At 37.9% G+C, this 14785-nt stretch carries 11 protein-coding genes and 1 pseudogene; 6 read left to right on the top strand and 6 right to left on the bottom strand.

Annotated elements, in window-relative coordinates; genetic code table 11:
- Nucleotides 1-1548: TonB-dependent receptor (locus ABYD77_RS12885; protein WP_372770489.1), on the bottom strand; the 1548-nt coding region annotated here is incomplete at its 3' end.
- Between the two features lie 114 nt (nucleotides 1549-1662).
- Here ABYD77_RS12885 and ABYD77_RS12880 point away from each other — a divergent pair.
- The 3 genes and pseudogenes from ABYD77_RS12880 to ABYD77_RS12870 all read left to right on the top strand — a co-directional run bounded on the left by ABYD77_RS12880 (nucleotide 1663) and on the right by ABYD77_RS12870 (nucleotide 4507).
- Nucleotides 1663-3066: a PQQ-dependent sugar dehydrogenase gene (locus ABYD77_RS12880; RefSeq protein WP_372770487.1), complete on the top strand. Its 1404-nt coding sequence runs from the start codon at nucleotides 1663-1665 to the stop codon at nucleotides 3064-3066.
- A gap of 124 nt (nucleotides 3067-3190) precedes the next feature.
- Nucleotides 3191-3517: pseudogene (locus tag ABYD77_RS12875) on the top strand (PAS domain-containing protein); the annotation flags it as partial.
- 729 nt (nucleotides 3518-4246) lie between these two features.
- A complete protein-coding gene (locus ABYD77_RS12870; RefSeq protein ID WP_372770485.1) occupies nucleotides 4247-4507 on the top strand; it encodes a hypothetical protein in 261 nt (86 codons plus the stop codon).
- A gap of 419 nt (nucleotides 4508-4926) precedes the next feature.
- On the opposite strand, the gene ABYD77_RS12865 is transcribed toward ABYD77_RS12870, so the two are convergent.
- Together ABYD77_RS12865 and ABYD77_RS12860 are read right to left on the bottom strand one after the other, a co-directional pair.
- The gene (locus tag ABYD77_RS12865) at nucleotides 4927-6525 is read right to left on the bottom strand and encodes an ABC-F family ATPase (protein ID WP_372770483.1); all 1599 of its coding nucleotides are present in this window, start codon (nucleotides 6523-6525) and stop codon (nucleotides 4927-4929) included.
- A gap of 99 nt (nucleotides 6526-6624) precedes the next feature.
- Nucleotides 6625-6891 carry a hypothetical protein gene (locus ABYD77_RS12860; RefSeq protein ID WP_372770481.1) on the bottom strand — a complete coding sequence of 89 codons (267 nt, stop codon included), beginning with the start codon at nucleotides 6889-6891 and terminating at the stop codon, nucleotides 6625-6627.
- Nucleotides 6892-7716: 825 nt separating this feature from the next.
- Between ABYD77_RS12860 and ABYD77_RS12855 the strand changes: the two genes are divergently transcribed.
- Complete coding sequence (locus ABYD77_RS12855) at nucleotides 7717-8604, top strand: cation diffusion facilitator family transporter (protein ID WP_372770479.1); 888 nt, start codon at nucleotides 7717-7719, stop codon at nucleotides 8602-8604.
- On the opposite strand, the gene ABYD77_RS12850 is transcribed toward ABYD77_RS12855, so the two are convergent.
- The 3 genes from ABYD77_RS12850 to ABYD77_RS12840 form a co-directional block, all read right to left on the bottom strand.
- Entirely contained in the window at nucleotides 8580-9254 is a 675-nt protein-coding gene (locus tag ABYD77_RS12850; RefSeq protein WP_372770477.1) for a hypothetical protein, read from the bottom strand. The two genes, ABYD77_RS12855 and ABYD77_RS12850, sit on opposite strands and share 25 nt — an antisense overlap.
- Nucleotides 9255-9432: 178 nt before the next feature.
- Nucleotides 9433-10170, bottom strand: coding sequence for a dienelactone hydrolase family protein (locus tag ABYD77_RS12845; protein WP_372770475.1), 738 nt, complete (start codon nucleotides 10168-10170; stop codon nucleotides 9433-9435).
- 69 nt (nucleotides 10171-10239) lie between these two features.
- Nucleotides 10240-10494 (bottom strand): DUF2164 domain-containing protein, encoded by a 255-nt coding sequence (locus tag ABYD77_RS12840; RefSeq protein WP_372770473.1) that lies wholly within the window; start codon nucleotides 10492-10494, stop codon nucleotides 10240-10242.
- Between the two features lie 175 nt (nucleotides 10495-10669).
- On the opposite strand from ABYD77_RS12840, the gene ABYD77_RS12835 reads away from it, so the two are divergent.
- Nucleotides 10670-11737: an efflux RND transporter periplasmic adaptor subunit gene (locus ABYD77_RS12835; protein ID WP_372770471.1), complete on the top strand. Its 1068-nt coding sequence runs from the start codon at nucleotides 10670-10672 to the stop codon at nucleotides 11735-11737.
- Nucleotides 11734-14785 (top strand): efflux RND transporter permease subunit (locus ABYD77_RS12830; protein WP_372770469.1); only part of this gene is annotated, 3052 nt, incomplete at its 3' end. The genes ABYD77_RS12835 and ABYD77_RS12830, both read left to right, overlap by 4 nt.

The following is a 14785-nucleotide window of genomic DNA, read 5'->3' as shown; positions in this document are numbered from 1 at the left end:
ATTTAGTTCGCTGAAAAAGGTGCCATTAACAAAGCGTATGCCAAACTCTTGTTGTTTAGCATCAACACTATCGATGGTGATGTTTTGTTGATTGTTTTGCAAACGATATAACTCAGCCGTATGTGGTGCTCTAAAACTATCATCAACTTTTACAAAAATTAGAGTGTGTTCATTTACTGCATACGAATACCCAACACTGTAGCTTAAATCGTTAAAGGTGTTCGTTTGGTTGCTAGGGCGAGTATAGCGGCAACCACCAAAGCCGCAGGGTGTGCCATCGTCTTTTAAATTACCGCTTGCCATGTTGTTAGTATAATCGTACTGGGTTAAATCATAGCGTAAAGCAACAAACGCGTTTTGCGAGGATGACAATGCCATATCCAATTGACTAAAAAGGGCATAACTTTGGCCAAATACGCTGTAGTCGTAGTGCCTTCCTTTAGGTAAAACAGCGCGTAAAAAAGCAGAGTCAGATTCTGTTTCATTACTCTGATATTGCAGCACTTCGCCATTGGTTAAGTCAATATCACTGCCTATTTTTAATTTAAGTTTGTCACTGATAACTCCAACTCTGTTTATTTGCACCCCGACACTTTGTTGTGAGTTTTCTTCAACAGGTGTGCCAGGTAAAAAATGCATTAAAAAGTCCATTTGGTTGTAACGCAAATACGGTGTTATTTGCCAAATTGACTTATCTAACTCAAGTTGGTTGTTAATACTATAACGTAGTGACAAGCTATCGCGATAAGCATCTGGAAAAGCATTTATTTTAAGCAAAGATTTATCTTGGTAAGCATTTTCACCTTGTTGTAAATAACCGGCGGTATCTTGCTTGAGATTCGTTAAAGTAAAATGATGGGTGGATTGCCAGCGGCCTATATTGTGTTGTGCCGCGGCAGATACTTTTTGTTGCTGATAGCCTGAGCTTTGTTGAAAACCACCATCAGAAGTTACAGTAACTGCAGCACCAATTGATAGATCATCAAAGTCATGACTATAGTTTCCATTAAATCGATAAAAATCATCACTTGCGATATCGACAGTTGCCTGTGGCGTTTGATTATAAAGGGTGTTTGTTAAGTTGATAATGCCATGAATTGCATTTGAGCCGTAACGAGCAGAGTTATTACCTTTTACCACTTCAATTTGGTCGCTATTCTCGAAGTGACTATCAAATAACTGATTTACATTACAAAACCCAGGTGCACGTAAACTGATGCCATTTTCAAGGGTTAAAAACTCTGCGCAAGACCCAGAACCTGTAAGTACTGGGGAGCGAATAGAAAGCAGAGATTCTTGCCCATTTCCACGGCTTAACCAAACACCCGAAGCAAGGCTTAACACTTGATTTAAATGTTCAGCATTAATTGATTCGATAGCGTCTTTTGCAATAACACTGGTGTTACCAATGAGCTTGATATGGCTTTGCGCTGAACGGTTTGCGGTTGTTACAATGGTTTCTCTATCAATATTATCGTTATTTAATGTGTTTGCGTTCACATTGAATTGAATTGCAATAACACTTGTTATAATTGATTTTTTAAACATTTTTCGCACCAAACTAACCTTTAATCGCAACTTGACTGTAAATTGAAACTCGGCACATTATACTGCATTAAGCAATTAATCGATCTACCGTGAAATAATAATATGTATCAAAAAATGAATAAGTTACCGATATTAGGGGCGGCAATTTTTGCAGCTTTAAGTTGTTCTGTTCAGGCAAAAGTTGAAGATCTATTTAAATCAACCTGTGCCTCGTGTCATGGCGAAACATTAACCGGAGGCATGGCAGGTTCACTCGTTGATAAGGAGTGGCTAACCAAAGGCACTGATGAAGCTCTGTCAAATGCAATTAAACAAGGCATCGCAAAAGCCGGAATGCCAGCATTTGGCGGTGTTTTAAGTGATGAAGAAGTGCGCACTTTGGTTGTTTATATTCGCGAAGCAGGCGCAAAAATTGAACAACAAAAAGCACCTGAGTCACAGTTAGGAAAAGAATTTAAAACAAAACATCATACCGTTAGTACACAAGAGATATTAACGACAGATGGCATTGTTTGGGCGCTTGATTTTTTACCTGACAATAGCCTTCTTTATACCCTAAGAGAAGGGCAACTTTGGCATTTTTCAAAAGAAGGTAAAAAAACATTAATTAAGGGCACTCCAGAAGTGTGGCATAACCGACAAGGCGGTTTACTTGATGTTTATCCAGATCCTGATTATCAAAGTAATGGCTGGATCTACTTATCGTTCAGTCAACCTGCAGGTAAAAATGAGGCAGGTGATGAAATTGCTTTTACAAAAATTGTACGAGGTAAAATTAAAGACGGTACTTGGGTAGAACAACAAACTTTGTTTGAAGCAAAACCACAAAACCGTAAAAACCGAGGCTGGCATTTTGGCTCACGTTTTGCCATTCAAGGTGACTATTTATTCTTTACCAATGGCGATGAGGGTCATCAAAATGATGCTCAAGACATTACCACTCAAAACGGAAAGATACATCGAATTTTCAAAGATGGAAGCATTCCAAAAGATAATCCGTTTTATAATGAAAAAGGGGCTCAGAAAACGATTTGGACCTATGGTAACCGTAACCCGCAAGGTTTAACTATTAACCCTACAAACGGTCAACTATGGTCTACTGAACATGGCCCTCGTGGCGGCGATGAATTAAACCTAGTTAGTAAAGGTGTTAACTATGGCTGGCCAAAGGTAACGTTTGGTATGAATTACAATGGCACCCCGATTACTGAGCATACAGAACTACCGGGTATGCAATCGCCAATACACCACTGGACACCGTCGATAGCCGTTGCTGGTATTAATTTTTATAGCGGTACGCAATTTAAGCACTGGCAAGGTGATTTATTTGTCGGTAGCTTAGCGAAAAAAGAATTGCACCGTTTACGTATCGAAGATAATAAAGTGGTCGAAGATGAGATTATTTTAAAAGGCCTCGGGCGCATTAGAGATGTAATTACAGCACCGAACGGTAATATTTATTTAACCATCAATGACCGCGATAAAAACCAAAGTAAGATTATTGCAATTACTCAATAACTACTTATAGAACAAGGCACATTTGATTAATGTGTCTTGTGTTAAAATTTGCACGAAACACAAATTTGAACAAACATTAAATAAAACAAATAGTGTTTAGCCATGCCCTAAAACGGATACTAAAAGTATTATTACTTACCGCAGTGCCACTTTTATTTCTATATCGGGTTATCAAGAGAGTGAGCTAATAGGCCAACCTCTTAATATTATTCGTTACCCCGAAATGCCAAAGGGGGTATACAAAATGTTATGGCAAACCATTGCTAAGCAAGATGAATTTTTTGGGCTGGTAAAAAATCGATGTAATAATGGTGATTATTATTGGGTGTTTGCCAACATTAGCGACTCCCTAGATGCCAATGGAAAAACCAAAGGTTATTACTCTGTCAGAAGAAAGCCAACTGAAAACCTAATTAATTTATTGGCGCCTATTTATGAGAATTTGCTTTAAATCGAATATCAATAAGGCAATAAAGAAGATGGTATGAATACCTCTTGGCAATATTTACTGAATGAATTTGATGGGTAAAGTTACCTATAACTAGTTGAAGTTACAGGGCGCATTATGCGAGAAGATAAACGCGGTGCAATTCCAGCTGATGCACTACCGCTACTGAATCGACTATCAATCAGCCCTGAAAACTGGCTTAAATAAACCACGCAATTTACCAAAACCTTTTATGGTGCAGTCGGTAAACCTGTGATGATGGCGACGTATTGTGAACACTAAGAAAAAAGCGACGACCGAATGAAGCCAATGCCCGCGCATTACTCGCATAAGCCCAATAAACCCAATTTGAATATGTTTTTTTCAAGAAAGTAGGTTGCCCTTCGCAAGGATTTTGAAAAATAGTCAAAATTTACCGCTTAATTTTGTAACGCACTAAAACTTATCTTATTTAATCAAGGTTACGAATATTTGTAATTGCAGATTGGCAGCCGTTATAGTGATTTTAAAGTGGGTGGCTTTTTTCCCTTTTGCTGATACAACGCAGAAAGCACTTAAACAAATCCTGTATGCTAAACAAAGAAATAAACAAGTAACTCACTTCTTAGCTGTAGACAATGATGCTACTTGGGGATCACCATAGTTTAGGTGCTGAAAGCGTTATAAGAGCCTCAAGGGGTCAGAGGTTCCAGTAAAAGTTGTTTTTACTGGTATAAATTTAATGGTTCTAAAATGACCAAAATTAAAATTGAAAAATTAGCTGAAATAATCATGGAAGATAACATCTTCGCTTACTCAAATTACATTGCGCCTTATAAGGTAATCAAGTCCTTTTTCTTAGATAATTCAAATGAATTGAATTTAGATGATACACAAGGGTGGCAGCCGTTCGACTTGACTGAAAGCATATATAAAGAATTAGTAGTTATATTAACATCTCGAACTGGTAAAAAAGTTTTAGATGAGGAATGTCCTTATGAGTTAGATGATTAGCTATCGTCTCACACTTAAAAATAACATAATCGTCGTTTCTATTTCATTCAGGCAGATATAGGCTATTTGACCTTGTTTGTTGAAACTATATCTCGTGCTCCTCATGCATCTTGAGCAATATATGCCGATTTACGGGGATGGCGGGTGTCAGATGAAGTAATATACTATAAGCATAACAAAACGATACAGTTACTGCGTGATAACCAATGTGCAGTATGCTGGTTGGTTGACAGTTTCACACAAGTAAAACATATACAGCATCATGTTGAAAATGCGGGCATACTTTTTTATAAAACGATTTCTGAATTATAAGCGATAAACTGGCTAAGAAATAAAGGGTTTAGCTTAGGATAAAATCTATCATACTGTCTTTAAAGTAGTAAAAAAGGCGCCTTTATTTGCGCCTTTTATGATGTTGCTTAACGATTTTCTTCGGCTTCTTTTTTCGCTAAATATTCATCGTAACTACCTTGAAAATCGATAACTTGCCCGTCTTTAATTTCCCAAATGCGTGTAGCAAGTGATGATACAAATTGACGGTCGTGAGATACGAAGAACAAAGTACCTGGGTATTGCTCAAGGGCTAAGTTAAGAGACTCAATCGACTCCATATCCATGTGGTTTGTTGGTTCATCCATTAATAAGATGTTTGGCTTATGCATCATTAATTTGCCGAACAACATACGGCCTTGCTCTCCACCCGAAATCACCTTAACGGATTTTTGAATATCGTTCTGTGAGAACAGTAAACGGCCTAAATAACCGCGAACAACTTGTTCGTCATCACCAGGCTGTTGCCATTGTTCCATCCATTGGAAAAGCGTGATGTCTTTTTCAAAATCATCAGCATGATCTTGCGCATAATAACCAATATTAGCATTTTCAGACCACTTAACTTCACCACCTTTAGGTGCTAAACGATTTGCAAGCGTGTGAAGAAGGGTCGTTTTACCAGCACCGTTTTCACCGATAATTGCAACTTTCTCGCCTACTTCAACAAGTGCCGTTAAGTTGCTGAACAAGGTGTCATCATAACCTTGGCTTAAGTTTTCAAGTTCTAACGCATTTCTAAATAATTGCTTAGATTGTTCAAAGCGAATAAATGGGTTTTGACGGCTTGATGCTTTAACTTCTTCTAATTGAATTTTATCAATTTGTTTGGCACGTGATGTTGCTTGCTTTGCTTTTGATGCGTTTGCTGAGAAGCGAGAAACAAACTGTTGTAATTCAGCAATCTGTGCTTTCTTTTTAGCATTGTCAGAAAGTAGACGTTCGCGTGCTTGAGTTGCAGCAAACATGTACTCATCATAATTACCCGGGTAAATACGAAGCTCACCAAAATCAATATCTGCCATATGCGTACATACAGAGTTTAAGAAGTGACGGTCGTGCGAGATGATGATCATAGTGCAATCACGTTGATTCAAAACATCTTCAAGCCATTTGATGGTGTAAATATCGAGGTTGTTGGTTGGTTCGTCAAGTAACATGATATCTGGTTCAGCAAAGAGTACTTGTGCAAGTAGTACACGTAGTTTCCAACCAGGAGCAACTTCAGACATCAAACCATAATGCTGTTCCGTCGGAATACCAACGCCAAGCAATAATTCACCTGCTTTAGCTTCTGCTGAATAGCCATCCATTTCAGCAAACTGTGTCTCAAGCTCAGCAACAAGCATACCTTCTTCTTCACTCATTTCCGGCAGTGAATAAATACGATCGCGCTCTTTTTTGATATCCCATAGCTCTTTGTGACCCATAATTACGGTATCAACTACAGTAAATTGCTCGTAAGCGAACTGATCCTGATTTAGTTTTGCAATGCGCTCATTAGGATCATATGAAATGTTACCTGCGCTTGGCTCAAGTTCACCACTTAAGATTTTCATAAATGTTGATTTACCACAGCCGTTAGCGCCAATCAGACCATAACGGTTACCGTCACCAAATTTAACCGATATATTCTCAAAAAGTGGCTTTGCACCAAATTGCATGGTGATATTGTTTGAACTAAGCATTGTTTATCTATAACCCAATAAAAATTTGCGGCATTTTATCACCATATAGCAGCACAAAATAGCAAATGCATCGTTAATTTTAATAAAAGAATTTTAGTGTTAATCGAGAAAATCAGTGCAAGATGGTGAGATATAGTCACTAAATAATGATTCAAGTTCACCACTGGCAAGTACAGTTTCAAGTGCCTTGTTGAACAGCGCCATAAATGTTGGCGAAATACTGTGTTTATTGAAAATAAAATGAATATCAGCTTGTGAGAGTAGTAAAGGGTGGATTTTGACGTTTTTATGATTTTGACGGGTTATTTCGCTGCAAAGAACAACGTCATCATCAATCACAATATCAACGCGATTTTTAGTAAGCATTTCAAGGAGTTTAATGGTAGTTTCAGAAAAAATAAAACCGTTATAATCTTTTTTGGCATGTTCTAATTCTTCACCGTACTAGCCTGTAAGGTTAACACCACTGAGCTTACGTTTTTTGATAATATCTTTAAGGGAAACGACGCTTTGTAGGCTGAAATCGTTTTGTCGATAAGCAAAGCGATTACGCTCAATACTGTATTTATTTGAAAAGTGAAAATCTGCCTCTCTTTCGGGGTTTTTAGTTGCACCAAGAGCGATATCAAAATTACTTAAACTTAACTCAAATAAACTACGGTGTTAAGGAAATTGCAAAACGATTAAATCACAATCTAACTCAAGCAACACTTTTCTTAAAAGCTCAACATCAATACCACTTGGCTCTTTATACAGGGAATAACGAACATAAGGGTTCCAATCATTGGTAATTGATAACTAAAGAGGCGTTTTACATTCCATTGGTTTTGCGCTATCAAAAGCAACCACACGCATTGAGAAAAAGCTTAAATAGAGCGCAAAAAAGAGTTTAAGCATAGCGTCCACTTGCCAATAAAGTTATTGTAAAAGTATATACAAAGTGAGCATTTTTTCTTATTTAATCTGTTTAATGCCTTTTGAAAATATAAATTTAATCAGCAATATGTATACATAAACAATTAAAAAACAATATAGTAATTAATGGAATTAAAGCTAGTTAGCAAGCGTTAAACGTAGGAAAAACATGTGTTAAATAACTCAGTGAGATGATTTAGGTTATTAAATCGGTGTAATCAAACAATGTATTGCGTAAAGTGAGTTTAGCATTGTGAAAATTATATAGGATACTTTATGTCGCATTCGCACCATCATCATCACCATGGCGATAAACAACTTTCATGGGCTGTTGCGATAAATATAATATTAACCATTGCACAAATCGTTGGCGGTGTACTTGCTGGCAGTATGGCGTTGGTTGCAGATGCCCTTCACAATTTGAGTGATGCTGGCGCAATAGTTATTGCAATAATTGCGAGGCGCATTGCACGAAAACCTGCTTCAAGCACCATGAGTTTTGGCTATAAACGTGCGGAAATTATAGGTGCATTAATCAATAGCTCAACATTAATTGTTGTGGGAGCCTATTTAATTTATGAGGCAGTAACCCAGTTTTTAGAACCCAAACCGGTGGATGGCTGGATAGTGGTTTATATTGCGACAATTGCGCTTGTTATTGATGCAGTAACGGCTTGGTTAACTTATAAAGCTGGTGCCAAAACTAATTTAAATTTAAAAGCTGCTTTTGTGCATAACTTATCAGATGCTTTTGCATCCCTTGTTGTGATTGTATCAGGTAGTCTGATTATTCTTTATCAATGGTATTTGGTCGATTTAATCGCAACTATTGTCATATCCATTTATGTGATTTATCACGGAATTGGCTTTGCCAAACAAAGCATTGTTATTTTAATGCAAGGTACGTCAGCAGAAATCGATGTTGATGCAGTGCATCAGGTACTACTTACACTTAAAAACGTAAAAGCAGTGCATCATCTGCATGTGTGGCAATTGGATGATAATACACTTCATCTTGAAGCAAATATTGAACTAACAGATCAGGATCTTAATTTAGTTAAAGAGATGCTTAAAGAGGAGTTTGCAATTAGCCACTCGACCATTGAAACCCTCTTAAATGAGCAATCATTTGATGCGTGTTATTTACCTAACACGCGGAAATAATCATCGTTGTAACAGTTTGGTGTGTTGGCCATTTTAGCCTGTTGATAAGTTTCCCATGCCCCTATTGAAATAAAACAATAGCAAAGTAGCTCTAAGCCTTCTTGGATAATTGTCTTTACTACAAACGCATCTTGGCTCACCACTTCACGCCAAAAACTACCTGTACCAAAAATACGACTAAAAATAACTAAAAAAATTACGCCGACAATCACTTTGCTCATTGCAGGCAGCTTTAATAAATTGACAAATTCACGCACGCCTTGTTTGTGTTTTCTAGAAAATATATAAAGAACAACCAATGTTGATATCAATGCAGGATAAAGCCAAAAGCCATGGCTTATTTTATCAAACCAAAAATCGCATTCACGTATAAATAATGCTGTAAAAAAGCCAAAAACCAATAAGCTGCCAGAGCCAACGCTTCTGATCTTAATCACTTTATAAAACAAAATATTAATAAAGATTAGTGCTAAGCCCTGAAGGGTTTCTGTCATTGACAATTCAGGGATCCCTTTTAGAAAGTAATAATCTAAACGCACGCTTAGGTTAACTACAAGACATATAGCAACCACAACAAAAATATAAATTAAATTCCATTTAACAACAGTTCTTGATGAGTGGTTTGCTGAAAAAGTTAAGAGAGTATTCACAAGTAGCGTTCCTGCTTTAAGTTCGTTTCGGCAGTGTATTACTCGCTATAAGGCAGGTAAATATTTCTTCTGTAATACTTCGTCGGAAAGTGTAAGTGACTGTAAGAAAGGGTTAAACGAACGTTAATAATGTAGCAAACTTAATCTGTTTACTACATTAATCTAACTTTCGCGGCGTTTATGCTAATGTACGATTAAAAAGTGCCACCGCTTGTTGATACATGGTGATTGCAAGTGCTGCATCATAGCGCTCACCTTCATCACGCATAAAGGCGTGCTGTGCATTTACTTCTTGCCAGTTATAATTGATACCGCTTTGCTGGCACGCTTGATAAAGTTTGATTCTTCCTTCAATAGGTACATGCGGATCTTGTTTACCAAAAATAAAGTGAATTTCGCCTTGGATATCTTTGATGCGCTCTAACGAATTATTGCCACTATTGGCAAGTAAAGTATCGCAGTGAATATCGGTTGCATATAAACAAAATGCCGATTTAATATTGTCATTAAGTGCTGCTCGATAAGCAAGATGGCCGCCAATACACACTCCAATTGCACCAACATTACCATTACAACCTTCGAGCGTTTTTGCAAATTCAATTAGCGCAACTGTATCGCTGTCATGTGATTCAAGTGGTTTGGTCCACTTGTCATTATTACCTTTGTCCTTGCCATCATCATCGTAACCGAGAACCGTGCCTATTGGATTTAGCTCATGAAATACCTCAGGTACTAATACATGAAATCCATGACTTGCTAATATTTTTGCTGACCGTGCGATAGGCGCTGTTTGCTGAAAAATTTCAGAATAAAAAATTAAGCACGGATAATTGCCCGTTATAGCAGGAGAGTAACGATAGGTGCGCATTACACCTGTGGGTGTATCTAAGTCATGTTGGTGCTGTGAAATAATCATAGAGCTGTCTTAACTAATAAAATTATCGGTATTTTAAAAATTACAATACTGATTTGCATATGAATTAAATTAATAAATCACATTATGCACGGGCTTTTCAAGTTCACTAAAGCCATCATAAAGTGTATCAATTTTACTTTGCAGTAATGTTTGTGCGTCATAAAGGCCTTGATTATAAAAAGACGCTGCGATTTCTTTAGCGATAAAATCCAGTAAAAAATCTGCATCGAATTGACCTAATTCTGTATCTAACTCTGTCTCAAAATAGTTTTGTAACTTCTCAATGCATAGCTGTTTATCGTGATCGTTTAGTTTGATTGTCATGTATTGTGCTTCTATTGTTATTGATAATTTTTTATTTAAATCCGAAAGGTTAACTCTTTTGATTGCCACAAACAATTAAGCGATAAAGGCCTGCTGTTTATCGCAAACAAATTGGCATTATTTTACTAATAGCTAGAATAGATGCAAATAATTATCATTTATAAAAAGTAAAGTTATGAACACACTGAATTTTAAACATGGCTTTTATGCTTTGTTTCTGCTGATAAGCTTATCACTCACTGCAAAAGACACATCGGTGGATTTAATTTATCCTGATGAAAATCAAGTAACAGAGCAGTTGGCACTTTCAGGCACTATAAAATCTAAACAACATGCAATTGTGACTGTATTAGAACAAGGTGTAATTGCGCAAATTTTTGTAGAAGCCGGAGAAAATGTTAAACATGGCGACTCGTTGCTTGAATTAAATAATTCGCTTGCTAAAGCGCAATTAGCACAAGCAAAAGCCTCCCTTGAAGCATCTAAAATAGCGCATCAAGAAGCCGTACGCTTATATCAAGAGGTTCTGTCATTATCAAAACAGCAAGTAGTAGCAAAAACATTAATTGCTGAAAGAGCAGCAGATCAAGCGAAAGCTGAAGCACAACTGGCAGTCGCCAGAGCACTTTTAGAAGAGCAACAAGAGGTAGTCAATAGGCATCGTTTAACTGCGCCATTTAATGGGGTTATAAGTAAACGGCATGTTGAAGTTGGCGAATGGATCACACCCCAATCACCGGCATTTACAATTGTAGCAAATGATAAACTTAGGCTTGAATTAGCAGTACCACAGGAATATTTTTCAAAGTTCCAGGGTAACCAACTTACGGTTTTAGTATCTCCTGAGCTTTCAAATTTTGCGCCAATTGAATTACCGATATCACAAGTCATTGCAGTAGCAGATGAAATGTCACGTACATTTACCGTATTTGCCGATATTACAAATAATAAAGGGTTAATCTCAGGGGTATCAGCACGGGCTTTAATTCGATTTTCAGCTGGGCAACAACAAATTTGGTTACCAAAAACAGCAATAAAGCATCACCCTGATGGTGGTTATAGTATTTTTTCGGTAACTGAGAATGTGGCTAAACGCCACTTAATTCAGATAGTTGATGAAAAAGCGGATCAAATAGCGGTAATTAACGCGCCTAGCAATTTAGCATTTGTGGTTTCCGGCGTTGAGGCACTTAAAGAGGGTATGCAAGTCAGTGTTGCATCTGTAAAGGGAATTGCTAAATGATAAGTGCAGCAGTTAATCGTGGGATTTTAGTTGCGGTTTGTGTACTTATTACCAGTATTCTTGGTTTAGTGACTGCTCTAAATATTCCTGTGCAAATGATCCCTGATCTTGAAGTTAGAACAATTACTGTACAAACAGGCTGGCCAGGTGCCACTCCACAAGATGTAGAAAAAGAAATTATTATTGAGCAAGAGCGTTATTTACGATCTCTTGCTAATTTATCGCGTATGACGTCTTACAGTGAAATGGGCTCAGCAAGTATTGAGCTTGAATTTCCGTTTGGTGTCGATGCCAATGATGCACTTATTCGTGTAAATAATGCTTTAAGCCAAGTGCCAGCTTATCCCGAAAATGTTGACCAGCCTAGACTGTTTTCGAGTTCGTTTTCGGGTAATGCATTTATGTACTTTACATTGAAACCGCAAAAAGGAAATCCGCTCAAATTAGATGTCGATTTGTTACGTGATTTTGCTGAAGATTATGTAAGACCTCGAATGGAGAGTGTAGCGGGAGTGTCGGAAGTACGCGTCGGCGGCGGTGCGCAAAGGCAAATTCAAATTAAAGTAGATGCACATCGTTTAGCACAGCGTGGAATTAGTTTACCCGAGCTTAGAATGGCTATTCGTAACCGTAATAAAGACGCATCAGCGGGAGACATTGAATCGGGGTCAAGCCGCTATTTGTTAAGGGTTGTTGCCCGATTCGAAACGTTAAAACAACTCGAAAATCTCATCATAGCACGAAAAAACAATGTCGATATTTTATTAAAAGATGTTGCCTCTGTGAGCTTAGACCATTTTGAAACAAGAAGCATGTCTTACTCTGATGGTGAACGAACTCTGAGCTTATCGGTAAGACGTGAAAGTGGCTCTAATGTATTAGCAATTAAAGATGCAATGCTACCAATTGTTGATGAGCTTAATCAGCAGCTGTTAAGTCAAAATGGATTAGAACTGAAGTTAATGAGTGATGATGTCAAGTATGTCAGAAGTTCACTTAAAAATGTCTGGTTTAATCTTGGCTTAGGTGCGCTTCTCGCGACGTTAGTGATGTACTTTTTCTTACGTTCAGGCCGTGCAACCCTTGTTGGCATTATTGGTATTCCACTGTGTACTATTGCGGCATTTTTTGCGTTAAGCCTCTTTGGTCGAACCATTAATGTTATTTCTCTTGCGGGTGTAGCTTTTGCCATCGGCATGACAGTGGATAATACCATTGTGGTTTTAGAAGCCATTGTGCAAGCGAAGACAAAAGGCATTAGTAAGCGTCAAGCTGCAATTAATGGAGTTAAAGAAGTTTGGCCTGCAGTGTTGGCATCTACTGCCACAACTGTGATGGTTTTTGCGCCAATTTTATTTGTGCAACAAGAAGCTGGACAGCTTTATTCAGATATCGCGATTGCAATCTCTGGGGCAATTATTGCGTCTATGTTAGTGGCCATTTTTATTGTGCCGAGCACAATTGCACATATAGGTAAAAGTGAACAACTCAGTGAAGGCAAACAACTCGTTCTTTCAAAGGTTTGGTTAGTACCTGCTCATTGGTTGATTAAACATACTAAACGAGCTCGTATTAGTGTTGCAGCTTTCTTTGTTGTTATTTTAGCCAGTGCAATTGCCTTAATGCCAGCAGCGGAATATTTACCTGAAGGGGAAGAACCAAAAGCCTTTTCAATGATGATAGCGCCGCCAAGTTATAACCTGTCAGAAATGGAAAAAATTGGCAGCGAGTTGCGCCAATATTTTGATGGCTACATTAATAAAGACGATAGCGATTTTACCCTTGGCAAAGATGATATGCCGCCGCTTGCATATTATTCGATGTCAGTATCTATAGGTAGAATTTGGTTCTTAAGTGCACCAGTAGATCCAGCGCATATCAATCAAATGATGGAAGCAATAACAACAAAATTTAAAAGCTATCCTAAAATGCGTGCCTTTAGTTCTCGTGGCTCAATAATATCCAGTAATGATGGTGGTACTCGGGCCGTGGCTGTGGATATTGCAGGCAGTAATATTACCGATTTATATGCAGCAGCTGAGGCGGTTTATGATGAGGCAAATAACTTATTTGATAATCCACAAATAAATTCAGACCCTCGCTCGCTAACATTAGATCAACCTCTGGTTGAAATAAAACCGCGTTGGCAACGTTTGGCTGAGCTTGGTATCAACAATGCTGAATTTGGCTATGCAATCGCAGCGATGAGTGATGGTGCATACGTTGATGAATTTATATTGAATGATGACAAAATTGATATGTTTTTATTCAGCGGTGCTGGTAATCGACAAACCATGTCGCAGCTGGCAAGTACGCCTATTGTTGCGCCTAATGGCAGCGTTCTACCATTACATGCATTAGCAGATTTAACTCATTCAAATAATAGTAATTCGATTCGTCGAGTAGATGGCAACCGTACTGTAACTGTGTATATTATTCCGCCTCGCAGCGTTGCGCTCGAAACAGCAGAACAACGAGTGCGTAATGAGCTCATTCCCACACTTTGGCAAAAAGGTAAACTGGCGCAAGGTATTAAACTTAATATCAGTGGTGCAGCAGATCAGCTTGAAGCAACAAAAGAAGCACTGTCGAGTAATTTTATAATCGCCTTAGCACTTAGTTATTTATTGCTGGTGGCCATTTTTACTCATTGGCGATACCCACTTTTTATTTTGGCGACAGTGCCACTTGGAATGGCGGGCGGATTACTCGGTTTAGTCTTAGTTAATGGCGTTAATTCCATTCTTAGTGAGATAGGAATAAGTAGCTATCATCAGCCTTTTGATATGATAACCATGCTAGGTTTCTTAATTTTACTTGGTACTGTCGTTAATAATCCTATTCTTATTGTTGACCAGACAAGGCGCTTAATTGTAGAACAAGGTGTAAATGTAAAAAGAGCTGTTATATTGGCCCTTGAAAAACGTTTAATGCCCATTTTAATGTCAACAGCGACAACTTTATTTGGTCTTGCGCCTTTGGTACTTATCCCCGGTGATGGTACAGAGTTGTATCGGGGGGTTGGCGTTATTGTAATAAGTGGCATTT

Origin of the sequence: Pseudoalteromonas sp., assembly GCF_041629635.1 — a bacterium.
Lineage (GTDB): Bacteria > Pseudomonadota > Gammaproteobacteria > Enterobacterales > Alteromonadaceae > Pseudoalteromonas.
This window is presented reverse-complemented; position numbering and strand designations above follow the sequence as displayed.

What these genes read in the sequence shown, in the direction of transcription:
- ABYD77_RS12855 (WP_372770479.1), top strand. Translation starts at nt 7,717, where the DNA reads ATGTCGCATTCGCACCATCATCATCACCATGGCGATAAACAACTTTCA.
- ABYD77_RS12865 (WP_372770483.1), bottom strand. Translation starts at nt 6,525, where the DNA reads ATGCTTAGTTCAAACAATATCACCATGCAATTTGGTGCAAAGCCACTT.
- ABYD77_RS12870 (WP_372770485.1), top strand. Translation starts at nt 4,247, where the DNA reads ATGACCAAAATTAAAATTGAAAAATTAGCTGAAATAATCATGGAAGAT.
- ABYD77_RS12860 (WP_372770481.1), bottom strand. Translation starts at nt 6,891, where the DNA reads ATGCTTACTAAAAATCGCGTTGATATTGTGATTGATGATGACGTTGTT.
- ABYD77_RS12840 (WP_372770473.1), bottom strand. Translation starts at nt 10,494, where the DNA reads ATGACAATCAAACTAAACGATCACGATAAACAGCTATGCATTGAGAAG.
- ABYD77_RS12880 (WP_372770487.1), top strand. Translation starts at nt 1,663, where the DNA reads ATGAATAAGTTACCGATATTAGGGGCGGCAATTTTTGCAGCTTTAAGT.
- ABYD77_RS12835 (WP_372770471.1), top strand. Translation starts at nt 10,670, where the DNA reads ATGAACACACTGAATTTTAAACATGGCTTTTATGCTTTGTTTCTGCTG.
- ABYD77_RS12845 (WP_372770475.1), bottom strand. Translation starts at nt 10,170, where the DNA reads ATGATTATTTCACAGCACCAACATGACTTAGATACACCCACAGGTGTA.